Source organism: Enterococcus diestrammenae (assembly GCF_049384045.1).
Taxonomy (GTDB): domain Bacteria; phylum Bacillota; class Bacilli; order Lactobacillales; family Enterococcaceae; genus Enterococcus_C; species Enterococcus_C diestrammenae.
This window is the reverse complement of the sequence record NZ_JBMRGR010000003.1, coordinates 141,607-167,172: the sequence shown is the minus strand read 5'-3', so window position 1 is coordinate 167,172 and position 25,566 is coordinate 141,607. Positions and strand designations below refer to the sequence as shown.

The 25,566-nt window shown below is 46.3% G+C and carries 19 protein-coding genes, 1 pseudogene and 1 riboswitch; of the genes and pseudogenes, 15 read left to right on the top strand and 5 right to left on the bottom strand.

Annotated features, from left to right (window positions below; all coding sequences use genetic code 11):
• Window positions 1–330 precede the first annotated feature (330 nt).
• Window positions 331–996 (bottom strand): hypothetical protein, encoded by a 666-nt coding sequence (locus ACO03U_RS03770; RefSeq protein ID WP_204685405.1) that lies wholly within the window; start codon window positions 994–996, stop codon window positions 331–333.
• A 348-nt stretch (window positions 997–1,344) separates the two neighbouring features.
• Here ACO03U_RS03770 and ACO03U_RS03765 point away from each other — a divergent pair, with 348 nt between their 5' ends.
• The 7 genes from ACO03U_RS03765 (at window position 1,345) to ACO03U_RS03735 (ending at window position 9,003) form a co-directional block, all read left to right on the top strand.
• Window positions 1,345–2,115 (top strand): TatD family hydrolase, encoded by a 771-nt coding sequence (locus ACO03U_RS03765; protein WP_204685406.1) that lies wholly within the window; start codon window positions 1,345–1,347, stop codon window positions 2,113–2,115.
• A 17-nt stretch (window positions 2,116–2,132) separates the two neighbouring features.
• Window positions 2,133–2,807, top strand: a complete 675-nt coding sequence (gene rnmV, locus ACO03U_RS03760; protein WP_204685408.1) for a ribonuclease M5 — start codon at window positions 2,133–2,135, stop codon at window positions 2,805–2,807.
• Between the two features lie 67 nt (window positions 2,808–2,874).
• Entirely contained in the window at window positions 2,875–3,756 is an 882-nt protein-coding gene (rsmA, locus tag ACO03U_RS03755) for a 16S rRNA (adenine(1518)-N(6)/adenine(1519)-N(6))-dimethyltransferase RsmA (RefSeq protein ID WP_204685410.1), read from the top strand.
• A gap of 490 nt (window positions 3,757–4,246) precedes the next feature.
• Window positions 4,247–4,855, top strand: coding sequence for a hypothetical protein (locus ACO03U_RS03750; protein ID WP_204685412.1), 609 nt, complete (start codon window positions 4,247–4,249; stop codon window positions 4,853–4,855).
• A gap of 183 nt (window positions 4,856–5,038) precedes the next feature.
• Window positions 5,039–5,155, top strand: a riboswitch (THF riboswitch).
• 26 nt (window positions 5,156–5,181) lie between these two features.
• Window positions 5,182–5,709, top strand: a complete 528-nt coding sequence (locus tag ACO03U_RS03745; protein WP_204685414.1) for a folate family ECF transporter S component — start codon at window positions 5,182–5,184, stop codon at window positions 5,707–5,709.
• A 527-nt stretch (window positions 5,710–6,236) separates the two neighbouring features.
• Entirely contained in the window at window positions 6,237–7,484 is a 1,248-nt protein-coding gene (locus ACO03U_RS03740) for a glycoside hydrolase family 3 N-terminal domain-containing protein (protein ID WP_204685423.1), read from the top strand.
• Between the two features lie 142 nt (window positions 7,485–7,626).
• Window positions 7,627–9,003, top strand: coding sequence for a zinc-ribbon domain-containing protein (locus tag ACO03U_RS03735; protein ID WP_204685425.1), 1,377 nt, complete (start codon window positions 7,627–7,629; stop codon window positions 9,001–9,003).
• 701 nt (window positions 9,004–9,704) lie between these two features.
• Here ACO03U_RS03735 and ACO03U_RS03730 read toward each other — a convergent pair.
• The 4 genes from ACO03U_RS03730 to ACO03U_RS03715 form a co-directional block, all read right to left on the bottom strand.
• A complete protein-coding gene (locus tag ACO03U_RS03730; RefSeq protein ID WP_204685427.1) occupies window positions 9,705–11,453 on the bottom strand; it encodes an ABC transporter ATP-binding protein in 1,749 nt (582 codons plus the stop codon).
• Entirely contained in the window at window positions 11,450–13,213 is a 1,764-nt protein-coding gene (locus ACO03U_RS03725; protein ID WP_204685429.1) for an ABC transporter ATP-binding protein, read from the bottom strand. Before ACO03U_RS03725 ends, ACO03U_RS03730 begins: the two co-directional genes overlap by 4 nt.
• A gap of 226 nt (window positions 13,214–13,439) precedes the next feature.
• Complete coding sequence (locus ACO03U_RS03720; RefSeq protein ID WP_204685431.1) at window positions 13,440–13,652, bottom strand: type II toxin-antitoxin system YafQ family toxin; 213 nt, start codon at window positions 13,650–13,652, stop codon at window positions 13,440–13,442.
• A gap of 54 nt (window positions 13,653–13,706) precedes the next feature.
• Entirely contained in the window at window positions 13,707–13,973 is a 267-nt protein-coding gene (locus ACO03U_RS03715) for a type II toxin-antitoxin system RelB/DinJ family antitoxin (RefSeq protein WP_204685433.1), read from the bottom strand.
• Between the two features lie 318 nt (window positions 13,974–14,291).
• On the opposite strand from ACO03U_RS03715, the gene ACO03U_RS03710 reads away from it, so the two are divergent.
• The 8 genes and pseudogenes from ACO03U_RS03710 to ACO03U_RS03675 all read left to right on the top strand — a co-directional run bounded on the left by ACO03U_RS03710 (window position 14,292) and on the right by ACO03U_RS03675 (window position 25,548).
• Window positions 14,292–15,068, top strand: coding sequence for a putative ABC transporter permease (locus tag ACO03U_RS03710; protein WP_204685435.1), 777 nt, complete (start codon window positions 14,292–14,294; stop codon window positions 15,066–15,068).
• A 241-nt stretch (window positions 15,069–15,309) separates the two neighbouring features.
• The gene (locus tag ACO03U_RS03705) at window positions 15,310–16,587 is read left to right on the top strand and encodes a 3D domain-containing protein (protein WP_423104399.1); all 1,278 of its coding nucleotides are present in this window, start codon (window positions 15,310–15,312) and stop codon (window positions 16,585–16,587) included.
• A 262-nt stretch (window positions 16,588–16,849) separates the two neighbouring features.
• Entirely contained in the window at window positions 16,850–18,109 is a 1,260-nt protein-coding gene (locus ACO03U_RS03700) for a CDP-glycerol glycerophosphotransferase family protein (protein WP_204685437.1), read from the top strand.
• 54 nt (window positions 18,110–18,163) lie between these two features.
• On the top strand, window positions 18,164–18,985 hold the full coding sequence (locus tag ACO03U_RS03695) for a WecB/TagA/CpsF family glycosyltransferase (RefSeq protein WP_204685439.1): 822 nt from the start codon (window positions 18,164–18,166) through the stop codon (window positions 18,983–18,985).
• A gap of 398 nt (window positions 18,986–19,383) precedes the next feature.
• A pseudogene (locus tag ACO03U_RS03690) lies at window positions 19,384–20,412 on the top strand (ABC transporter ATP-binding protein); the annotation flags it as partial.
• Between the two features lie 196 nt (window positions 20,413–20,608).
• Entirely contained in the window at window positions 20,609–21,418 is an 810-nt protein-coding gene (locus ACO03U_RS03685; RefSeq protein WP_204685443.1) for an ABC transporter permease, read from the top strand.
• Between the two features lie 26 nt (window positions 21,419–21,444).
• Window positions 21,445–21,861 carry a glycerol-3-phosphate cytidylyltransferase gene (gene tagD, locus ACO03U_RS03680; protein WP_204685445.1) on the top strand — a complete coding sequence of 139 codons (417 nt, stop codon included), beginning with the start codon at window positions 21,445–21,447 and terminating at the stop codon, window positions 21,859–21,861.
• A 99-nt stretch (window positions 21,862–21,960) separates the two neighbouring features.
• Window positions 21,961–25,548, top strand: a complete 3,588-nt coding sequence (locus ACO03U_RS03675) for a CDP-glycerol glycerophosphotransferase family protein (RefSeq protein ID WP_423104398.1) — start codon at window positions 21,961–21,963, stop codon at window positions 25,546–25,548.
• Window positions 25,549–25,566: the final 18 nt, after the last annotated feature.

Here is a 25,566-nt window from a genome sequence, read left to right as displayed (position 1 = left end):
AATAGCATATAAGAAACCATGTCAAAAAGCAATGGAACATGGACCAAATAAAAATTAAATTTGCGCTTTTTATGTTGCGGATATATTTCAAAGATTGACAGCTGATGTCAACTGAAAATCGTTCTTTTTAACGGATGCGAACAGGTGTTCTTATCGTGATTTCATTATAGCGCAAAAGTGAAAAAAAGGCGAGTCCTTTTTTCAAAAAGAACACGCCTATCAAGGGAAAGAGCAGTTAAGGTATTTTGTAATAATCCGAATGGTTAAGAAAAAATCGGGTAAACTATTCCTTTGCAGCCACTGTAGCACTTGTAAAATAAAGAAAAATAGTTATTTTATTTTATTGATAAAAAACGATTTTCGGTGGATTTTGACCGGCTTTTTGCCACGGTTTGCCAGTGCTAAGGCTTGGGCTGTCTGATAGTCTGGGAAGCGCTTTTTGAACCGCTTTGGTAAGAGGAGCAGTAGGCCGTCAAAAGGTGCGGTAAATAAGGCCAGGGCAAGGCTACGACTATCGCTGCCTCTCTGATAGAGGCGAACGAGGGCAAAATGCACCCAAATCATCCCAACCAACACACCACCATAGCGTCCCCACTCAGGAGGCACCCATCCGAGAGCTTCCACTAATGAAAGCAGCAGAGGGTAGGCAAAGTAGGCACTAGCGAAGAGATAAAAACGCCAGGTCTTTTGCAATTGCCACAAGGAAAGGAAGAAAAAGAAGGCAGTCACCAACACGCCAAGGGGTGGCAAGAGGCTGACTAAGGCTGCGTAAAGCACACCGGCAAAAAGCATGCCTGGACCTTTAAAGAGTGCCGTAATGCCTATCAAACAAGCAATCATCACCACTTGCCAGCGAAAATCAGCTGCCGCCAAGCTCGCCAGCGCCATCACGATCCCCCAATGGGCAATCCCTTGTTGGCGGGGATCAGGCTGACGCTGGCCTTTGCCTCTTAACCACGACGCCAACCGCGGGTAATCTTTTTCAAAATCAGTCATGGATGCAGGCCTCCTTTTTTGTACTTTAGCTGTGACATATTATAGTAGAAAAAAATGAAGACAGCCTCCATCTTCAGACTGATTTTTTTCATCACCTTAGCTTTATAGCCTAGTTCCCTCAAATTCCAGCTGGAACCGACGCATCAGGAAAAGCTTTAGCTGCGGATTCCGCCAAAGTTTAGAACTAAATGTGTGGGTTCAGCCTTTCTTAATTCTAACAGCTGTTCATTTTGCTTTTAGCGGATTTGTGCTAAAGTAAGACATGAGTTGACGGAAGCAAAAAGTTGTGGGCATCAGTCGTTTGTGCCACGGGAAAACAGCCGACGTCAGGAACAGGAGTGGATAGTGATGATTTTTGATTCCCATACCCATCTGAATGCGGAACAGTTTAAAGGAGAAGAAGCCGCGGTTGTGAAACGTGCCCAAGAATTAGGCGTGACCAAAATGGCGGTGGTGGGCTTTGATGCAGCCACGATTGCCAAAACGTTGGAATTGAATCAGCAGTTTCCGGGGGTTTATAGCATTATTGGTTGGCATCCCACCGAGGCGGGAAGTTACACCAAAGCGGTCGAAAAACAGCTGGAGCAACAATTGACTTTACCCAAAGTGGTGGCTTACGGAGAGATTGGCCTGGATTATCACTGGATGGAAGACCCGCAAGATGTCCAAGAGCAGGTGTTTCGGCGCCAGATTGCCATTGCTAAAGAACATGGGTTGCCCATCAGCATCCATATGCGAGAAGCGACTGAGGATACCTACCGCATTTTGAAAGAAGAAGACGTGCGGGACATTGGTGGGATTATGCATAGTTACAGTGGGGATTTGGAGTGGGCCAAGCGCTTTTTGGATTTAGGAATGCATATTTCTTTTTCTGGCGTGGTGACTTTCAAAAAAGCTCTGGATGTCCAAGAAGCCGCGACCGGTGTACCTTTGGAGCGGTTATTGGTGGAAACTGACGCCCCTTATTTGGCCCCTGTTCCTTATCGGGGCAAGCGCAATGAGCCAGGGTACACTTTTTATGTAGTGGAAAAAATCGCCCAATTACGGGAAATGGCACCAGAAGCAGTGGCAAAACAGACTTACGAAAATGCTCAACGCCTGTTTCGCTTGGCGGATTGATAGGAAAGGGATTTGTGATGACCGACGACAACCAACGCCGCCAAAAACGGCAACAAAAACGAGCCACCCAGCAGTTAGCCGGAGTGCTGAGCCAACCGACTGAAGGCTTTCAAATTGAAGAAATCATCGTAGTGGAGGGCAAAGATGACACTCGGCGCCTTCAAGAAGTGTTGCCGGTGGATACCATCGAAACCATTGGCTCGGCGATTAATGATGAGATTTTGGAACAAATCCAACACGCCCAGGAAACTCGAGGCGTCATCGTCTTTACCGACCCGGATTTTTCGGGGGAAAAGATTCGCAAAACCATCATGGAAGTAGTTCCTGATGCCAAACATGCCTTTTTATCCCGGAAACAGGCGGCCCCTGGCAATCATCGAGGCAGTCTCGGGGTGGAACATGCCAGCGATGAAGCGATTTTGGAAGCTTTGAAAAAAGTCGTCACCCCCTTGACAGCAGCGGAAGTGGCCGCTGCGGATGAACCGAAAATCGCTAGACAAACCTTGATGCAGTATGGTTTAATAGCCGGAGCTGGGTCGAAGCTACGACGAGAAAAGCTAGGGGATTATTTGCGGATTGGCTATACCAATAGCAAACAGTTAGAAAAACGTCTGGCTATGTTTCGGATAACAGAAGCCGAACTGGCGGATGCCATGGGTCAGGTGTTGGCAGACTTGGACAATGGAGAATAGGCGCTATCGCCGGTATTTTTAAGTAAAAGCTAGGTATTACTAGAGGGATTAGAAAACGAGGATAATTATGAAAGATAACCGTGACATCGCGACACCTTCCAAAACCAAAGAAATCCTGCAAAAGCATGGGTTTACTTTTAAGAAAAGCTTAGGACAAAACTTTTTGACGGAACCGAATATTTTGCGAAAAATCGTGGCAACAGGCGGCATTGATGAACAGACCAACGTCATCGAAGTCGGCCCGGGAATCGGCGCGTTGACAGAACATTTGGCCCGTAAAGCCCACCAAGTATTGGCCTTTGAAATCGATGACCGCTTGATTCCTGTCTTGGCGGATACGTTAAGTGACTACCCCAACGTCACAGTGCGGCATCAAGACGTGCTACAAGCCAACTTGCCGCAAGTAACACAAGAGGTATTCACAAAAGACTTACCCATCAAAGTGGTGGCGAACTTGCCTTATTACATCACCACGCCGATCATGATGCACTTTTTGGAATCGGAGCTAGCGGTGGCGGAAATGGTAGTTATGATGCAAAAGGAAGTCGCTGACCGGATTTCAGCGGCCCCGGGTACCAAAGCTTATGGTTCTTTGACCATTGCCGTCCAATATTATATGGAAGCAAAACTAGCTTTTATCGTGCCTAAAACCGTCTTTGTGCCACAACCTAACGTGGATTCGGCTATTTTGAAATTGACGCGACGGCCGCAACCAGCGGTAACCGTGACGAACGAAAAAGCGTTCTTCAAGCTCACCAAAGCGGCCTTCCAATTGCGCCGCAAGACTCTGTGGAATAATCTGATTCACAGCTACGGCAAAGATGAGGCCACAAAAACTTGGCTGACTAACAGTCTTGAACAGGCGGCAATCGATCCAAAACGGCGGGGAGAAACCTTGTCCTTGGAGGAATTTGGTCGGTTGAGTAACGCCATGGAAGCCTTGAAATAATCGAAAAGAAAGCTGTCTTGCTCAAAAAAGAGCGGGCAGCTTTTTTATAATACCAGGTCTAACCATGTTTGGCTTCACGAACTAGCTCAGCTACCGCAGACAGTTGGACGAAGCAAAAGTCGCTAAGTCCAATTAGCATCTTCTCAAGTCAAGTTAAAACCGACACATGATAAAGAGCATCATCTGGCGATTTCGCTTTGATTCTCAAGAGTTGAAGGAGTTCGTTCCGCCTTTCTTTTGATAGGCATACCACGCTTTAAGAGCGATTAAGTAGCAGCAATTGCCCCTTGTGTTCAGGTTGATAACACCAATAACTGGAAACTTGCAAAAAAGTTTCATTTCTTTTTCGATAGTGTCTTGACAGTTGCCTTGGCTACCAGTAAACTGTAAACAATCAAAGTGTCATGACAGTGGTAGAAGGCCGATTGGTTTGGGGAATTTGGTGGTAATGGCTGCGTTTGCTGTCACAGACAAAATTGGAGGAAATGCAATGAAAAAAATGTCAGTTCGTGAAATTACCGTGGGGGCGCTGTTAATTGCTTTGGCAATCTTGATTCCCAATGTGATGCCGAAAGTCGTCATCGGTCCTGCTTCCTTTACGTTGGGGAGTCATGTGCCGTTATTTATCTCGATGTTTTTCTCGCCGTTGTTGGCGGTGATGGTAGCGATTGGAACAACGGTGGGCTTTTTCATGAGTAGTTTGCCGATTGTAGTCACTTTGCGCGCGGCCAGTCATATCGTTTTTGCGGTGTTGGGGGCATGGTATTTGCAAAAACATCCGGAAACCGTGTTGACCAATGGCAAGTTCCAGTTGGTAAATATCAAGTTTCAGTTATTTAATCTAATCGTTGGTTTGATTCATAGCGCAGTGGAAGTCTTGGTGGTCTTGGCCTTTAACTTGGTGGATTTAGGAAATGCTGGCAGTTATCAAGGTGGCGCGTTCTATTTCTTCTTTGTTTTGATGGGTGTGGGAGGCTTGATTCACTCATTGGTGGATTACAACATCGCTTACTTTGTCACCGCAGCAGTCAGCAAGCAATTTACGATTCCAGTCTTTACCGCGGCGAAGAATCTTTTCCGGAAAAAAACAGCAGCGTAAGGATCAACAACCAAAAAATCCTGTCGGCAATCGTTGTGCTGGCGGGATTTTTTTTGTAGAAGAGCTGTTGCATCGGTTTTTCCGAAAATTAACAGAAAAATCTTAACAAACCCAAGCAAAAGGATTGTAGCAGGGAAAAAAGCGTGCTATATTGGCAGTGGATGAGCGATGCGCTGGTCCAAATTCAGAGTAGGAAATGAAGCGTTAAGTGCTTAGAGGATGGGATGTTGCCTCTTTGACGAAGAGAGATAGGCTTTGGCCGGCTGAGTCTTTCGCGGTTTTGTTTCCGCATTCGCTGCAGTTTGCTGTAGCAGCTCTTAAAGGAGATGCTGACAATGAAACAAAAGATGGATGCCCACAAGATTGCCTTGATGGGTCTGTTGATTGCGATGACGATTGTGTTGTCGCGGATTTTAGGTTTTGAAACAACTTTTCTGAAAATTAGTTTTCAATTTGTGCCAGAGATGGTGATGGGGATGCTTTTTGGACCGTTTTGGTCAGGCATCGGCGCTGGTTTAGCGGATGTCATCGGCATGGGCTTTTTTGCGAAAGCACCTTATTTTCCTGGCTTCACCCTCAATGCGGTGATTGGTGGCGCCCTTTATGGTTGGTTTTTCTACCGTAAAGAAGTCAAATGGCAGAGTGCTTTTCTGGTGACGTTGATTAATACGTTGCTGATTACGTTATTGCTGACGCCACTGTGGTTGAATATGATGTATCAAGTGCCATTAAACTGGGCTTTTTGGAGCACTCGCTTGTTAAAAGCAGTGATCATGTTACCAGTGCAAACGGCGCTACTGTATTATGTCGGACGGGCAGTTCCTTACAAACGATTGGCCAAACGTTTTGCCTAAGCTTCGGCGTTATCATCCCAAACGCTACCAACCGTGATCGAATCTGGTCACGGTTTTTTTTGGACTATAATACCAAGTCTAACGATGTCTGGCTTCACGAACTAGCTCAGCTTGCGCATACAGTTGGACTAAGCAAAGAACGCTAAGTCCAACTAGCATCTTCTAAAATTAAGGAGGAACCGACTCATGATAAAGAACATCATGTGTCGGTTCCTCCTTAATTCTCGAGAGCTGAACGAGTTCCTTCAGCCTTTCTAATATGCTTCAAAAGTCTGAAATAGCCTGGCTGACAAGGTTGCCTTGTCTATGCTAGTATTTTTGTTTTACTAGAGGCTCCATTGTGAGAGTGATGGGGAGGCTGAATTTTTAAGAAAGCCCATGATTTTTTCGTCCAGCATTTTCATAGGGGGTATTTTTCTCGAAACTTGTGGCAATTATGCTATCATAGGCACAGTGAGAAATGTGTGACGCTTTTGACATCCGGTTAGTGGCCGCAAGTCGTGAAAGCAGATTTTGGAGGAGAAAAGATGCGAGCATTTAAACAAATTCTAGTGGTGCTGGGGGTGGCGGCGCTGATCGTGATTCCGGTGTCGTTGGCGGTGTTGTTTTTCACCGGGTATTTTGATGGGGGCACGGCTGATAGTACGACGGCTAGCAGCGCTAAATCTAGTACAAGCCAACCGGCAAATTCTAGTCAAAAAGACAGTGAGACGGCGACTTCTGTGTCTGAAACCAAGGAAACGACGGCTACTAGTGAAGCAGATAATGATCCGGTGACAGCGTTATTGGATCAGATGAGTCTTTCGGAAAAAGTAGGGCAACTGTTTTTGGCTCGGGTACCGGAAACTGGTCAAATCGAGTCGTTGCAAACCTATGATTTAGGTGGTTACCTGTTATTTGGACGGGATGTGGAAGGCGTGACGGCAACCGAGTTAAAAGATAAGATTGCTAGCTTTCGCGAGGCCTCTAAGTATCCTTTGTTGATTGGTGCCGACGAGGAAGGCGGGACCGTTAGCCGCTTGAGCCGCAACTCATTATTGGTGGATCCGCCGTTTCAATCCCCTCAAAGCCTGTATCAAGCAGGGGGCTGGCAGGCCATCACCGACGACACGGTTAGCAAAGCGCAACAGTTGAAGGACTTTGGCATCGATACGGGGCTTTTCCCGATAGCCGATGTGGCGACAGATCCCAACGCTTTCATCTATGATCGTACCATCGGCATGGATGCAGCCGGGACGGAAAAGTACGTGACGACGGTGGTGGAGGCCTTGGCGGGCACCGGATCTGGTTCCACCTTGAAGCATTTTCCCGGTTATGGCAACAATGCGGACAGCCACACGTCGATTGTGACGGATAGCCGTCCTTTGTCGGAGTTGGAAAGTAATGATTTCAAGCCCTTTAGCGCGGGAATTAAAGCCGGTGTCGATAGTATTTTGGTTTCCCACAATATCGTCACAGCCATCGATGATCAAAGGCCAGCTTCGATTTCACCAGCGATTCATGAGGTGTTGCGGAAGGATTTAGGCTTTAAAGGCGTGATCATGACCGACGACATGGACATGGCCGGTTTGGCAAACTTTATCAGCCAAGAAGAGGCGGGGCTAGCGGCCTTGCAAGCTGGCAACGACCTGATTTTGTCCTCGACTTATGCTGTGCAGATTCCACGGATTATTGAAGCGGTGGAAAATGGCGAATACAGCCAGGAGGACTTGGATGCTTCAGTTCGGCGGGTTTTGACGTGGAAAGCCGAGCTGGGTCTATTAGCCACTGAATAATTGCAATCACCCCTTCTCCTAAAAAAGTTCGGAGGCTGTGCCACAAGCCCAGGGAACTTTTGCTAAGGAGCGGGGGTTTTTCTGTGGTATCATAGGTTAGAATAGTCGGTGGCAAAGAAGCCGCCGTATAAAGGAGCGAGTTATGAATAACTGTCCAAATTGTGGGGCCCAAGTTCCCGAAGAGGCCCAGTTTTGTCCGGCATGTGGCCACGAGCTGCCTGCTGCAGAAAACCGTGGGGCGTTAGCTGAGGAGCAAACAGAGGTGCTTACCGATGCAGCAAGCCAAGGCGCTGTTGACGGCAATCCAACGGGAAGTAGAAGGGAAAGCAACCCAACTGAAAGCCATCCAGCTGCTGATCAACTAGTTGAGGGGATTCCAGCGGATAGCACTCCAACTGAAAATAATTTAGCTGGAGATAGTCCGAATACAGATCATCCAGCCGAGCACATTCCTGCTGCAAGTCAAGCTGCTGACGAGGAGCTGGCACCAGTTGCCGCAAAAGTGGAAACAGATTTCCACCAGCAGACTGAAGAAGATGAGCAAGCAATGGGGAATGCGCCGGCGTCTCATCTGGAGGCTGGGGAAGTGGATGGCTCCCAGCCAGATTCGGATTCAAATTCAGATTTAGACTCAGATTTGGACGCAACTGCGGATTTAACTTCGGATGCAACTCCGGACGCAATTCCGACAGTAGCTCCGGCCCAAAAGCCAGAGCCAGCTCCAATCCCAGAGCCAGCCCCGCCCGCTACCACTGCTCAGAAGAAAAATTCGTCTGGACACACTTTTTCTGAAACTAGTAGTCCAGAAGAGGAGTTGTTGACGGCGGCGACGAAGACCAAAGCCTACGCATCTGGCTATTTTCAGTGGCTTCATGGGAATCTTAAAGCCCCGAGATTGAATCAACACCAAGGTCCGTTGTCCTACAGCCTCATCAGTTTGGTGATAATTTTACTGGCCAATGGGGTGGCCATCAGTCGGCTGTTGAGTACGACGGTTCAGCGAATACTGACCCAAGTCCAGTTGATAGGCTTGAGTTATCGTTATAATGGTCCCCAGTTGTTGTTCTTTTTTGAAATTTTGTTGGATTTGACCCTGAGTGTGGCAGTGATGGTGTTGGTCTATTATTATGTGGCAGCCAAGGTCAATTCCCGAAAGATTTCTGTTGGAGAGGCTTTGACGGAAATCATCACCCCAGCCGCCTTTTCCGTATACCTCAGCCTTTTAGCTCTGGTGGTAACATTTGTTTTGCCATACTTGCCAGAGATGGGCTTGGCTCTGATCACGGTATCCTTGTTCCTCGTGGTGGCGTCGTTTTTAGGTAATATTTGGCGAACACCGGCGACTAGCTTGAAAGTTAATCGTTTTTATACGACGGTGATTGCGTTATTGATCGTGGTCTTGGTCACCGTGGTTATCAACCGCTTGTTGTTGGGGCAAATGGTGGAGAATTTACCGATTCAACAACAACTTCCTGAGGGCTTTGAGAATTTTTTCAATCAAAATGATTCCTTTTTTTAATCAGTCCGACTTATAGGTAAAAAGCACCCTTCCCGCTGATGACATAGCATCAGTAGGAAGGGTGCTTTCTTATTGATAAAGAACTTATGAAAAATTAAGCTCCAAAAAGCTTGATGTATCAGGAATTAAGTGGTGTAGTATACCGTCATTTTGATGCCCGAAAAAGGTGAAATTTAGCTCCGTAGGAATTGGGTTGACGGTAGCTAGACCGGCAAAAGCCAAACGAAAAATCTGTTTGTCTTTGCTAGTTCATCTTAACGGTGTCTGTTTAGATGAACTGTATGCGCAAACGCACCTTTAGCTTTGCCTTGCGCATTCAAACTTAGAGTAAGTGGTGCAAGCACCACAACTCTAAGTAATTCATTACGCATCTTTAGAGTTACTGTCAATCCAATTCTACTCTGCTAAATCTCACCTTTTTCACGGTACATGTGCTTCCCTACAAGAAAACAATTTGCTGGATTTACGAAGTAGAGGGATTAAATCGCTTATCGATAAAACAGGGCTGACTTGCTGGAGGAGAATCTCTCGGGTAGTAGTATTAAGGATGTCCGAGGAATTACTTGTTGTTGTCCAATGATTCTGTTGGACTTACAACAAGTTTGACATCGGCAAGGTAAATGACAACGGTTCTTTAGTTGGCATTTACCGGTCCCACTACCACCCGAGAGATTCTCCGGAAGCGAGTCAGCCCTGCTTTCTTATTGCTCAAATTGTGCTTGATAAAGGCGCTTGTAATACCCATCTAAGGCGAGGAGTTCTTGATGGGTGCCTTGTTCGACGATGGCCCCGGCTTCCATCACGAGGATATGATCGGCGGCCTGGATGGTGGCGAGGCGGTGGGCGATGACAAAGCTGGTACGGCCGGCCATCATTTCCAAAAAGGCGGCCTGGATATTGCGTTCGGTGAGGGTGTCCACAGAACTGGTGGCCTCATCGAGGATTAACATCGCCGGCCGGGCAATCATAGTGCGGGCGATGGTCAAAAGCTGGCGTTGGCCGTCACTGATTTTGAGGCCTTGTTCACCGATGATGGTGTCCAGACCGGCTGGCAGCCGCAGCACGTATTCGGACATATAGGTTTTCTTGAGGGCGTCCCAAATCTCGTCTTCAGTAGCGTCGGGCTTGCCGTAAGTCAAGTTGTCGCGCAGGGTGCTATCAAAAAGCCAGGTGTCCTGAAGCACCATGCCGAAGCTTTGCCGCAGACTGTCTCGGGTCAGGTAGTTGATGTCGTGGCCGTCGATGGTGATGACCCCAGCATCCACTTCGTAAAAGCGCATCAGCAAATTGACCAAGGTGGACTTGCCGGCCCCGGTTTTCCCTACGATTGCGACCGTTTCGCCGGGCTTGGCGCTAAAGCTGAAATCGCGAATCAGCGGCTGTTGCGGGTCGTAACTAAAGGCGACGTTGGCAAAAGTCACAGCTCCCCGGACAGCCGTCAAGGTCATGGCATCTGGGCTATCCGGACGTTCTTCCGGCTGGTCGATGATTTCAAAAGTCCGACTCAAGCCAGCCAGAGCGGTTTGAATCTGGGTGGTGATACCGGAGAGTTCGATAAAAGGCTTGGTAAATTGGCTAGCATAGATGGTGAAACTGGAAATCATCCCGACGGTTACCAGTTGGCTGCCTTGAAGGACCAACAGTGCCCCCACGAAACCTACCGCCACATAGGCCAAATGATCCACAAAACGAGACATGGGATTGGTCAATGAAGAGGAGAATTGGGCCCGTTGTCCGCGTACATAAAGCTCTTGGTTGAGGGCTTCGAAAGCTGTTTGGTTGGCAGCTTCGTGGTGAAAAGCCTTGACGATTTTTTGATTGCCCACCATCTCAGTGACGAAGCCGGAGATATCCCCCACGATGGCTTGCTGTGAGACGAAATCTTGCTGGGAACTTTTGGCGACCCACCAGCTTACCAAGAAGATCACCGGCGTAGAAAAGAGGACGACGGCGGTGAGGACGAGGCTCATGTGTAACATTACCACCAAAGCGATGCCTACGATTGCCAGACCGGAAAAGACTTGGTTGAACACCGCAGAGACCGCTACAGAGATGTTGTCCATGTCATTGGTAAAGCGGCTGACGATATCCCCATGAGCCGTCTGATCGTAATAGCGTAAGGGCAGCTTGTTTAGCTTCTGAAAGGCTTCTTTGCGGAGGGCGGCTGCCGACAAATAAGCGACGCGATTGCCTAGTCGTTGAATCAACAATTGGCTGATGACTGTCAAAAGGACGACGCTAGCAAATTGGAACAGGACCAAGCGTAAGCCGGCAAAATCCACTTGGCCGGCACCAATCAGACGATCAATCCCGCGACCGATTTGCCAAGTCATAAAGACGGAGGTGCCGCCAGCGACGACCCCCAATACCATAGCTGTTATAAAGTAACTGGGGTAGGCCATGAGATAAGGCATGAAGCGTTTTAAAGCGTTTTGTTTGGTGGTTTTCATGACACAGCACCTTCTTCCTGAGAGGCTACGATGGCTTGATAGGCGGCGTTTGACTGTACCAATTCTTGATGGGTCCCGACACCCACCAGCCGACCTTCCTCCAGTACGAGGATCTGATCGGCTTCAGCGATGGAACGGACCCGCTGCGAGACGATCATGACGGTCCCTTGCAAATCTGTTGCCAAGGCCCGACGCAAATTTAAATCCGTCTGATAGTCCAAGGCGCTTAGGGAATCGTCCAAAATCAAGAGAGCCGGTTCGGCAATCACTGCGCGAGCGATGGTCAAGCGTTGTTTTTGCCCGCCGGAGAAGTTTTTGCCACCTTCAAAAATCGGCGTGTCCAAGCCTTGCGGTAAAGCTTTTACAAAATCAGCGGCTTGGGCTAATTGCAGCGCTTGCCAACAGTCTTCGTCGCTGGCGTCGGCTTTGCCCCATTGGAGGTTTTCCCGAATGGTTCCGCTGAAAAGCACAGCGGTTTGGGGAACCATGGCGATTTGTTGCCGCAAGTGGGCCAGGGACCATTTGCGGACGTCCAAGCCATCGACTGCGACAGAACCATTGGCTACATCATAAAAACGGGGAATCAGCTGAGTTAACGCGGATTTGCCACTACCGGTGGGGCCGATGATACCCACCGTGCTGCCCGCAGAAACGCTAAAAGTGAGGTCTTGCAATACCAGACCGTAATCCTTGGCAAAGCGAAAGTCTACCTGGTCAAAGGCGATGGTGGCCCCAGCTTTTTCAGCAGCTGTCGTGGAAGCAAAGTCCGGTGAAGTCGCCGCTACCGGTGTCGCGCCAGCCGCCGTTTCCCGAATCAGCGGGGTGGTGGCTAGCACGTCATTGACACGTTGGGCGGAAGCCGCCGCCCGGGTAAAGATGATCACCAGATTGCTGACGACGATCAAGGCCAATAGCATCTGATTCATGTAGTTTACCAAGGCGAGAATCTGTCCTTGGGCGAGGTGGCCGCTGTCGACTTTGAAACCACCGAGATAAAACAAGACTAAAATACCGAGATTCATAATCAACGTTGTGGCGGGTGTCAACAATGCTGACAAGTTGGCGACGCGAATATTGACTCGAGCCAAATCGTCGGTGCTACTAGCAAAATGTTGGACTTCCCGCTCCCGGCGCGCAAAGGCCCGAATCACCCGCACACCGCTGAGATTTTGGGTCACCAGCTGGTTGAGGTGATCCAGCTTTTGTTGGACTTGTTTGTACAAAGGGACAGTGCCCCGAATGATGAAAAATAATACGAGACAGAAGAAAGGCAAGGTGATCAAAAACACCAGGCCGGCTTGCCAATCGATCACAAAGGCCATGATCACGGCCCCGACACTGAGAAAGGGCGCCCGCACCACTAGCCGGATCAACATCGCCAAAGCCAGTTGCAGCTGATTGACATCGTTGGTCATGCGGGTGATTAAGGTGTCGGTACCGAAGCGATTGAGGGCTTGGTGATCCAGTTGGTTGATTTTCTTCATCAATTGATTGCGTAGTTCCGTGCCGAAGCCTTGAGAAGCGATGGAGGAAAAATACTGGCAAATCACCGCACAGACCAAGCCCACCACCGACAGCACCACCATGGCTATCATCATGCGCCAGACCTCGCCGGAATCATTGGCCCGAATCCCTTGATCCACGAGCCGCGCCATTAATAAAGGTAAAAACAGTTCAAAAACAGCTTCTAAAAATTTGAAAAATGGACCAAGAATAATCTGTTTACGATAGTCCTTGGCATAGGGTAATAGCTTAATCACAGGAACACTCCTTTTTCACCGACTAGCCAGAAAAAGATTAGCCAGCAGTCACTTATCTTCCTATTTTAGCGGAAAATGCCGGGAAGCAAAAGAGGTCAGTTTTATTGCTGGAAAAAAGGGGGATCAGGGGATGGCTTGCTAAGAGAAAAAGGACTCGGGGGCACAGAAAAGAGACCCTCCAATGAAATAGAGAATCTCGCATTTACCAAACACAAATGGCTAGGCATCAACGGAATAGTTCGTCGTGGCTACCCATACGAGTCAGGATTAAAATCAAGTTGTCTGCTTCAATTCGATAGATGAGTAGCCAGTCGCCTTTGATATGGAGCTCGCGGTAGCCTTGCCAATCCCCTTTTAGAAAATGATCCCGATACTTCGTCTGAAGGCTTAACTGGTCTTGTGACAAAAGGGTAGTGACGGCTGTTTTCACCAATGTCATATCATAGTTCTTACGTTTCAGTCGTTTGAAATCTCTTTGAAGGCTGGCGTCTGCTTAATCTTCATTGACATTTGCCCACCACTGGTCGACGGTATCGAAGGAATCAAGGTTATTGTTCTCGACGTCTTTTCTTGCCTGGATGCTCTCTTTGCTCTCGAGACTTGGCTGAAAAGGTAGCTCTTGGTCACGGACACTTTGTTTTAGAAAAAGAGTAATGGCAGTGGTCATAGAAAGCCCTAACTCGTCGAAAAGCTTCTCCGCCTCGTCTTTGATGTCCCCATCTACTTTAATATGGATGGGTTTCTTCTCGATGGTTTTCATAAAATCACCTCTTTTACTTAGTATACGTCGGTGTGTTGTTATTGACAACATTATAGCAGCATAAAAAGCACTATGGGATAGAAATCCTGTCACTAAAATCTATATTAGCTTATTGCAACGAATCGCGACGTATCTATAAGAAGCTACGCAATTTAGACTAAGGCGCTGCCAATCGACTACCTGCGGCTCTGAAATAGTCTTCCACATGAGCAGCTTCCCAGAAATATGACCAAAGTACGTGCTGTTTGCCGCATTATCACGTACACTATACTTGGCTAGGCGTATTTGCCGAAAATAAGCCGATAGAAAGGAAGGCCGATGGAAGATTTTATTCAGATTGTATTGCTCTTTTTTATTTATTCCTTGATTGGGTGGCTATGGGAGACGGTGTATTGCTCTTTGAAGGCCCATCATTTTGTTTACCGGGGATTTTTGGTGGGACCGATTACGCCGATTTATGGCTTTGGGGTCTTGGCGGTACTGTACTTTTTACAGCCCCTTCATGACAATTTATTGTTATTGTATATCAGTGCGGCGGTCTTGGTGACGCTGTTGGAGTATGTCACGAGTTTTGCGTTGGAGAAACTATTTCATGCTTCTTGGTGGGATTACAAAGACGTGCCCTTGAACATCAATGGGCGAGTGGCGATTCCGGTATCGTTATTTTGGGGTGTCGGCTGTGTCTTCATCGTTCGTGTCGTACAGCCAGTAGTGGAACAACTGGTGCAACGGCTGTCGGAACAGTTCGGCTTTTATTTGCCGGTGGTGCTCCTGTGCATCATCTCCATGGATTTGGGCTATACTTTGGCCAACTTGGCAGCTTTCCAAAGTGCGGTGCAACGCTTGAACCAAACGGTAGAAAAACGCACCGAAGAACTGAAGACGGGCTTAGAAACCTCCAAAAAAGAAGTGTCCCGGCGTTTGGAATGGGCTAGCTATTTGCGGGAACACCCTGAGGAGATGGCCAATCTGCCACGGTTGAACTTCAACCAACGACGATTGCTGAAAAGTTTCCCTGGTTTGCGCTTAGAAAATGTCAAAAACCTAGAAGAATTGAAACGATTGTCGGAAAATCTTCGCAAGAAAAGAAAATAATATTACGTTTTTGTTACAAAGGAAAAGTGGGGAGAAGAGGTCAAGCTCCCCACTTTTTCTATTTTTTTCAAAAAAATCAGAGGCGCACCACCACTTTTGGGGCAGACTTGTAACAAATTGTTAAGAGAATGAAACAATTCCGCCGATTTCTCTTTGTATAATGAATCAGATTGGAAGTCATGGGTGCCTGTCACCTATGAGGAGATGTGTTTTTGAAAATCGTTGAAGGGGTGTTGGATTTTTGAAGCAGAGATTGACTGTGGCCCTTGTTGGACTCTTATGTTTAAACTTGGTCGCACCGGTTGTAGCCAGCGGAGAAACTCTCGATGAGCTGAATCGTAAAGAAAACGCCGTAATGCAACAAAGTGAAGAAATTTCTGGTGAGGTTCAGACGGCATTGACCGCCGCCAATGAGACCTACGACAAAGTCACCGAAGCTCGCGAGGCCGTAGCGGAAAATCAAGCCGCCATCGAAAAAGCCAAAGCGGAAATCGTGACCACACAAGAAACAATTGCCAAACGCCGGACCGTCGTCGCGGATCGGCTGAAATCCATCCAAGTTAACGGCGGGATGGAGTATAACTGGACCGCGCTATTGGACGCGGAAAGCATCACCGATTTTATCAACCGAGCTGTCGCTATCAACCAGCTACAATCCTCGGAAAAAGAGAAAATCGATAGCCTCCACGCTGAAAATGAAAAGCTGGTGGCTCTCCAAAAAGAAGTGGAAGCCAAGCAAGCGGACCTCAAAGAAAACGAAGCCAACTTGGAAACCCAAGCGGCTGAGTTGGAAGAGCGCATCGCTGACTTGCAACAACAGCTAAAAAATAACCAGGCAACCTTAGCCGACATCGCGAAATCCAAAGAAGTCGAAAAAGATCGTCTAGCTGCTGAAAAAGCTGCCAAAGAAAAAGCCGCGAAGGAAAAAGCGGCTGCCGCCAAAGCTAAAGCCGAAAAGGCCGCCGCTGAAAAAGCTGCCGCTGCCGAAAAAGCCGAAGCCGAAAAAGCAGCCAAAGCCGAAGCCAATCAAGAAGCCGCTGCCAAAGCCGAAGCCGATGCGAAAGCGGCTGAAGCAAGCAGCAGTGCTAAAGAAAGTAGCGAGGAAAGCAGTACCTCCAGCGAACCAACTGTCGAAGCGCCAGCTGAAAGCGAAGAACAACCAGAAGCTAGTGCACCAGAAACCGAAGACAGCACGGAGGCAGAGGAAAGCGAGGATACTCAAACCTCTGGCGACTACCGAGTAGCTACCTTTGAAAGCACGGCCTATTCTTGGATGGAAGCTGGAGCATCACCTTATACCGCTTCAGGTACCGATTTACGGACCAACCCACAAGCCGTGGCTGTCGACCCAAGCGTGATTCCGCTGGGGACTGTCGTGGAAGTGGAAGGGTACGGAATCGCCGTTGCCTTGGATACCGGTGGCGCCATCAAAGGCAATATCATCGACGTCCATATCACTGATTTAGGCGCATGTTCCGATTGGGGCCGCCGCCAAGTCCAAGTGAAGATTTTTAATTAAGATCAAACCGCAGCGAGAAATGACTCGCTGCGGTTTCTTTATGTCTGCAAAAGTTAGGACCAACCCCTCGACTCACCGCCTATCAGATTGCTTGTCGAAGCTTTAACCAGCTGCTTTTTGACAGATGGCAGGGGATGTGTCAAAATTTGGCTGTGAACCCATCATTTTAGTAACGTTTCTTGGAAGGCGGAGGGGGCCAATGTAGGACAGTGACTCGCCATCAACTTGCCGCCAACTCGCCGCCAATTGGAAAGGACCCATTATGAAAAATTTGTATTTATGGTTGTTACGCCATTTTATCCGACCCCGCCGCAACACCTCCAACGGTGACGTGCAGGTGGCTTATCTGATGAGCTTTGCCGACAATGATGCCGGGTTGATTCAAGAACTGGCGCAAACTTATGGCGACAGTTTTTTGCTGTGCCATACGCCCAACATGACGGAAGCCGCAGCAAATCTGGCCCGAAAGCTACCGGCTGGCCAGCTAGCGACAGCCCTGTACACCCCGAAAGAACTCTTGCTAGGGGACACGTTTCGCAAGCTAAAGCAAGCCCAAGTGGTGGTGGTGGATAATTATTTCCCTGAGCTAGCGGAGTTGGCCGCCCCCAACCGCAAGATTATCCAGATTTGGCATGCGACAGGAGCCATCAAGGAGTTTGGCTGGGGCGATCTCAAGACAGCGAACCGTAGTCGGGGAGATCAGCGGCGTTTCCAGCGGGTGTACGATAGCTTTACCCATGTGGTGGTGGGCTCTGAAATGATGGCGCAGGTGTTTAAGGACTGCTACCACTTACACGACGAGGTGTTGTGTCGTCTGGGGGCACCCCGGACGGACTATTTTCAGCCGGCGATGAGCCAGTCGTTGCAGCAGGTAGATGATCAGTTGACTACTCAACCAGCCCCGCAGCCATTTTCTCAGACTCGCTCTAAACTAGAAGGGGCAACCAGCGACCATCGAAGCGCTACCAAGGGAAAAAGGATATTGTATGTCCCCACCTATCGTGATACTATAGAAGAAATGCGCGCTGTGACTGATGCTGCCTTTAAGGCCTTTGCTCAGCTGGCGCCGGACGTGACGTTTGTGGTGAAATTACACCCCCATGCTGAAGCGGCCATCCCGATTCCTGACGGGGGTAATCTGCAGCCAGCCAAGGGGACATTGACTGAGTTGATGGCCCGATGCGATGCCTTGATCACCGATTATTCCTCCTGCGTCTTTGATTTTATGTTGATGCAGCCGGATGCACCGTATCTGTTTTTCTGCCCGGATTTGGCTCATTACCAAAGGACCACTGGCTTACAAGCTAGTTTTCAAAAGCAGATGACCCCTCGGATTGCAGAGACGTCAGAGGCTTTGCAACAGCTAGTCGAGACGCTAGTGGTAGCCCCGTCTCATGGGACCACTGGGCAGGGTCAAGAGGAGGCTTTTTCGCCAGCGACGATCCGGGACAGCTGGCATCGGTATAATGACGGACAGGCCGTCTCTCGTGTGGTAAAATTAATCAAGAGCTTGACCGACTGATAGGAGCCCCTAGCAGTCGTTACATAGAGTAAACAGTCGGAGGTGACTAGAAGGATGGAAACGGAATATATCAGTGGCTTGCCGGTGGACAATCTGACGCGGCAAGACATCGTAGCGGACCTACCCCGTTACCTCGCCTCGGATCAGAAGATGATCGTCACCAGTGTCAATCCCCAAATCGCCATGCAAGTGGACCAGTTTCCCAAAGTCCGAGACTACATCTTGCGGGCCACCCACCGCTTACCTGATGGGGTGGGCGTGGTGAAGATGTCCAAATACCTCGGGGGCAATATCCGCGAGCGGGTCACCGGCATCGACGTGATGGACGATTGCCTTCACTATGCCAATGCCCATGGCTGCCGGATTTTCCTCTACGGTGCCAAAAAAGAAGTGGTGAAACTGGCTGCCGAAAACATTAAAAAAGATTATCCCCAGCTGACCGTAGCTGGCTTCATCGATGGCTATACCAAGCTCAAAGCTGCGGAAATTGCTGATAAAATCAATGCCACCAAGCCGGACTTTCTCTTCGTCGCCTTGGGTTCGCCCAAGCAAGAGCTGTTTTTGGAAGATCAAATCGACCGCCTCAATGCTAGCGTCTATCTCGATGTGGGAGGGACCTTTGATGTCTTATCCGGGACCGTCAAACGGGCGCCACAGATTTTCATCAAACTAAACATCGAATGGCTTTACCGTTCCTTAAAATATCGCCGTCCCGAACGCCTAGTGCAGATCGTCCAATACATGGTGAAAAGCTGGCGTATGCGAGGACATTCGCGGGCGATGGCGGCAGAGAGCCAACGCCGGGCTGAAGCGGTCAGCCAAGAAAAAGCCAATAAATCGCAAGAATCCAAAGCCGAACCAAAAAACAACGGCTAAGATTGACATTTTATGGTAAAATGGTCTTTGTTCGTAATAGGCCAGACATCCGAGCCAGCTTACTTGGCTAAGATTGCTCACTTACCATAAACAAAGCAGTTGCTAGGCCCAGCGCCAAGCAGTGAGTTTACATGGAAGAAGCAGTGATGCACAAATCAACTCAAGGGATGTCCCCAGCCTAGTTTCAAACGGCTGATCAGAGACCACCTTACCTAGAGGATGCTAGGTGAGCTAGTGGTGATAGCAACTGGAGCACTTGAGCTGATGAAGGAACAGACTTTTATCGCCGGTCGCCGTTGCTAGGAGCAAGGGAGGCCGGCTTTTTTTGTGGTTATCGCTTCCTACGCAGTCTGGACAGTGCCTCAGCCAGTCAGATTTTTTAATAAGGAGAATTTCATTTGGAAAGTAAGAAAGTCAAGATCAGAGCCCGGCTTCTGACGAAAGAATTTGATCTACTGAAGAAAAAATCCGATAAGATCAAGCGCCTCTTTCACATCGGCAAACAAGACGTGGAGACGTTTTGGGCCATCAAAGGGGTGGACTTCACGATTTATGACGGGGAAAGTGTGGGGCTGATTGGCGTCAATGGCTCCGGGAAATCCACCCTATCAAACGTCATCTCAGGGATCATTCCCCCGACATCTGGTGAGCTAGAAATCAACGGCGACACCTCGATTATCGCCATCGGTGCCGGGTTGAAAGCCCAACTCACCGGGATTGAAAACATTCGGTTGAAATCTTTGATGAGCGGCTTGTCCCATAAGGAAATCGATGAACAGATGGACGACATCATCGCTTTTGCCGACTTAGGAGATTTTATCAATCAGCCAGTCAAGAGTTATTCCAGCGGGATGAAATCACGGTTGGGCTTTGCCATTGCCGTGCATCAAAATCCGGATATCCTGATTATCGACGAAGCCTTGTCCGTAGGGGACGAAACCTTCTATCAAAAATGTGTCGACAAGATTTTGGAGTTCAAAGCCCAAGGCAAAACCATCGTCTTTGTCAGTCACTCCCTCGGTCAAGTCCAAAAACTTTGTGACCGTACCATCTGGATGCACTATGGGGAGATGCGGGCATTTGGTCCGACGCCAGAAGTTGTCGAGGAATACAAAGAATTTACCAACTGGTTCAAAGGCTTGAGCAAAAACGAAAAAATCAAGTACCAAAACGAACAAAAGAATGCTCAAAAAACCTTTAACCTTGAGACCTTGGCTGAACGGGAAAAAGCCAAAGGAGATGCTGCTGAACTGCAAGCCATCGAAACTTTGACACAACGGAGTAAAATCGGTGAGAAGATGGCAGTCAGCACGAGAGTCATCTTAGGGTTGACGATTGTCATTACTTTGTTTGCCTCCATCGTCAGCTTCAATGGGGCGGCTTTGTCAGGAATTATGGAGTCACCGATTGAGTTTATTCAGAAGCAGTTGGAGAAGTTTGGGGATAGTTTCAATCGAAAATTCAATAGTGATTTGGATCAGAAAGCAACTGTTATCGCATTGCCGGATGAAAGCGACGATTCGCTACCATTATTAACGATGAGTGAAAAGGAAGATACGAATCCTGTTCTGGTCGCTCATTATCAATTCCAAGACGAGAAACAATGGCAAGGAGGACGTACAGTTGTCTGAAGTTTGGTTAATTATAAAAGAACAAATTACTAATATCCGGACAATCTTCCGGTTGTCGAGTTATGAAGAAAAAGCCACGTATCAAAGTCATTATTTGGGCCTATTGTGGCAAATTTTGAACCCAGCGATTCAGATTGGCATTTATTACCTAGTGTTTGGTGTGGGTGTCAATGGAAAGAATCTTGTTGATGGGGTACCATTTTTCGGATGGATGTTAATTGGGATGACTGCTTGGTTTTTCATCAATTCCTCCATGCTTGGCGGATCCAATAGTATCTATCGCCAAGTCAATGTTGTTTCCAAGATGAAGTTTCCATTGAGTATATTGCCTACTACGAATATGGTCAGCAATCTCTCAACTTTTTGGCCGATGACTGCGATCACTATTATTGTCTTGGCTATTTTTGGGAAGTATCCGACGATTTATTGGACCCAGCTGATTTATTACTTCTTCTGCATGATTGTCTTGTTGTTTGCTTTTGGTGTATTGAACTCTACGATTACCGTTTTGGTACGGGATTATCATATTATGCTTCAATCCGTGTTACGATTGCTTTTTTACGTGTCTGGGACAATCTGGAACATCGAAAATCGCAACTTGCCAGTTTGGATGGTGAAAGTCTTGAAACTCAATCCTTTCTACTACATTACTGACGGTTTCCGGGATGCCTACCTATCGAAAGGCTGGTTCTGGGAAAAAGGCACTTACGGTTTGATTTTCTGGGGCATGACTTTGATTATTTTGCTAGTGGGTTGTCACTTACATTTGAAATTCAGAAGTAAATTTGTTGATTTGGTTTAATCACCGTTATCCGAGGAGGAAATTACATGAAACGTGTTATCACATATGGTACGTTTGATTTATTGCACTATGGGCATATCAATTTATTGCGTCGGGCGAAATCACTAGGGGACTACTTAATCGTGGTCTTGTCTTCTGATGAGTTTAACTGGAATGAAAAGCAAAAAAAATGCTATTTCTCCTATGAAAAACGCAAACAACTCTTGGAAGCCATCCGCTATGTGGATCTGGTCATCCCAGAAAATTCTTGGGAACAAAAAGTTTCGGACATCAAGGAATACCATGTGGATACTTTCGTGATGGGTGACGATTGGGTTGGTAAATTCGACTTTATCGAGGATGAAACGGATGCAGCTGTGGTTTATCTACCACGGACACCAGAGATTTCGACTTCTCAGATCAAGAAGGATTTGGAAGAAAAAAAGAAAAAACAGGGTGAATAAAAGTTCTGAGTACAGAGGCTGAAGGATTTTCCTTCGGCTTTTCTGTGCTATAACGTATAATATGCTCATGATAAAAAAGAGAGGAGGGTATGCCGTTTTTTGGCATATCAGACGATGGAAATAAAAAGTGTAATGCGAAAGTACTTCCATAAATATACTAGTCGGACTCACAATATCCGCTATAAATATGCGGAACTATATGATGAGGCACCCATTCAAGAAAAAACAGTATTGTATGAGAGTCGTGATGGTAACAGCTTTGTCGACTCTCCATATCGCATTTTTCAAGAACTGGTGACCAATACTGATTTTAAAGATTTTAGGCACACGATTGTAATTAATGAAAACAATATAGCTGCCAAAGCTATTATTGAAAAAATAGTCGAGTTGATACCAAATAAGGTGACGAATCAAATTAGTTACGTTATCCGCAATAGCGATGACTATTTGGAATGTCTGGCATCTTATAAGTATTTAATTAATAACTCAACTTTTCAAAATTTCTTCATCAAAAAAGATGAACAAATATATATCAATACTTGGCATGGTACACCTCTTAAATATATGGGCTTTGATATTCCCGGAAATCCATCACAATCTCAAAATGTACTCCGTAACTATTTGATGACGGATTACTTGTTGAGTCCTAATGCTCATACTTCAAAAATTTTTACGAACGGCTACAAACTAGAGGGGATTTATCAAGGCCAACTAATGGAAAGTGGTTATCCACGAATTGATAATACGTATCAGCCACTAACTAATATGGACGAGAAATTATCATATTTCGGTATTACTTTGGACGGTCGGCCGACAATCTTATATTGCCCAACATGGAGTGGCAGTTCAATTACCTCACCGGCAAATAATATTAAACAATTGATTGCTGAATTTGACTATCTTCAACAGGAACTAGGGAAGGACTATCAACTTTTTGTGAAAGTTCACCCATACCTCTACCCATTTGTGAAAGATCTTGAGGAACTAGCAGGTGTGCTGATCTCCGACTTCTTTGATGTTAATGAATTGTTGTCTGTTGTGGATATTTTAGTTACAGATTATTCATCAATTTTCTTTGATTTTTTGGTAGAAGAAAAGCCAATCTTCTTCTATTGTCCAGATTACGAACAATACATTGGTGATCGCGGAGTCTATTTACCTTTGGATAGCCTACCAGGACCACTTTCCACAACGATTATGGTTTTGTGTGAACAACTGAAGAATTATACTAAAAAACAGGAAAATGGGTATGAAGCTGTTGTTTCTTCTTATCGACAGACTTTCTGCCAGTATGATGATGGGCAAGTTGCTAAACGCCTGATTAATCAGATCTTCTTAGGAGTAGATGAAGAATTAAAGGTTGTTCCAACAGAAAATGGTAAGGAGCGTCTAGTTTTTTACCCTGGAAGTATGGAAAATAATGGGATTACCTCAAGTTTTATTAATCTGATGCACAATTTGGATTATGAGAAGTATGATGTTTCGCTATTATTACGTACTCCGAGAAATTATGAGAAAAAGATTTTGAATAACTTAGAACGGTTACCAAAAGAAGTACGCTTACTATTTCGTGTCGGGACACCTGTTTTGCGATTTTCTGAAGACTTGGCAGATGATAAGTTCCGCTCGGATCCACAAAATCCGCAACGTTTAAAAGAATTGCCGGAACGGGGATATCGTCGAGAAAGTAGACGTGCTTTAGGAAATACAAGTTTCAAAGCGGCGATAGACTTTAGTGGCTATAGTTTTTATTGGGGAATTTATACAGCCTTTGCCGATGCTAAAACGAAGATTGTTTACCAGCATAATGATTTGTTTTCCGATTCAAATAAAGTAATTGAGGGACGAAAAGTTCATTATTTGAACTTAAATGCGTTATTTAGATTATATAATCAGTTTGATTACATCTTAAGTGTTTCAAAGGCTACAATGTTAGTGAATCGAGAATCATTGGCTCAATTTGTTAACAATCCTGATAAATTTCAATACTGTATTAACACTATTGATCCAACTCGAATTTTGACTTCGGCAGGGAGAATTGAAGCAGATAATACTATAGAAGCAAGAGAAGACAATGAGGCTAGTTTTGTATTGCATAAAAAAACTGGGGTAGGTAATGTCAGCGAATCCAAAATATCTGTCTATCAAGATTTATCTTATGTAATAAAACAACAATCGAAAGTTTGTTTCTTTTCTCCAGGGGAATTGGTAGAGATTGCTGCTTTGGCTGAAGTTGATGGTAGAGTGTTTGTTAAAATTCTGAAGGATCATATTTTGATTGGTTGGATTGAGGAACAATTTGTGGTACCAGCTCTGGATCCCATTTTGGAGAAGAATCCTCACAATAGTTTGTATCGCATGATTTATCCTGGAAATCATGCGATATGGAAGGAACCAAAGGATACTGTTGAGAATAATATAGAAATAACTGATGCGAAGTCAATGCGAGGTATCTATTTTCATTCTAAATGGATGGTAAAAACGATCCGTTCTAACTTTGTTGATATCTGGATTGGAGATCGATTAGTTGGGTGGGTAAATGCTGCCGCAGCTAAGGATATGTACTTGCATCAATCAGCGCCAGTACGATCATATTACAAAGCAATGTCCTATAAAGTAAATCATTCACTTTCTTTTAAAATCAAAGAAAATACATTGATGCGGTTTAATGAAGATGTGTATGGCAAGGTAAACTTAACTGAAAATGATACTGTTTGGGCTCGCCCAATCGGCCTTTTCCAAAATAGACCGCAAGTTGTGGATTATCAACAACTCAATGACAGTGTGATGCATATTATTACCAAGGCTATTACTGCTGAGGGTACTAGTTATCAAATCGAGAAAGACGGTCGTAAGGTTGGATGGGTAGCAGAAGATAAAGTTACCAAAATTGATTTTGCTGAAGGAGTAGTTTTGTCAACTACAGAGATTGATCAAGAGGTATCACTTAAATCGGGTGCAATACTCTATCAAAATGTTGCATTGAGTATCCCCATTTCAGAGATAGACAACTACTGTGGTGTTGTCTCTGTTGACAGTAAATATGAGACAGTTGGTAGTCTAGTCTATCGAGTAAAACTTGGATTGGATCGATATGCATATGCCCCTGAGAGTGCAGTAACAATTATCAAAAACAATATGCTAACAGATATCAACGGAGATACCATTCTACCAATCAATCCAGCTTATCAAAATTTTGTCAATATTGGCCGGTTATCACCGGAGAAAAACCAAGCAAATCTGATTTTAGCCTTTAAAACATTTGTGCAAGAACAACCTGATGCTAGATTGTATATTATGGGTGATGGTGTTCTTAAAGATGAATTACTAGATTTGATAATGACCTCTGGCTTAAAGGAGAAAGTTTTCTTGTTGGGCCAAAAACCAAATCCATTTGAAATCTTGGTTCAGTGTGATTACTTTATCTTACCTTCCTTATATGAAGGGCAGCCAATGGTTTTACTTGAGGCCATGACTCTAGGAATGACGATTATTGCCTCCGATATTCCAGCTAATCGGGATGTTTTGAAAGATGGTACGCGAGGGATTTTGATTGAGGGGACGACGAGTGAGGCGATAGCTGATACGCTTCTTGCAGGGAATTATCGAAATCGTCACTTTGATACATTTGATGCTTATGAATACAATCGTCAGGCGGTGGCTAGTTTCTATCGCTTTATCGAATAACTGTTTGTCTAAAATTCG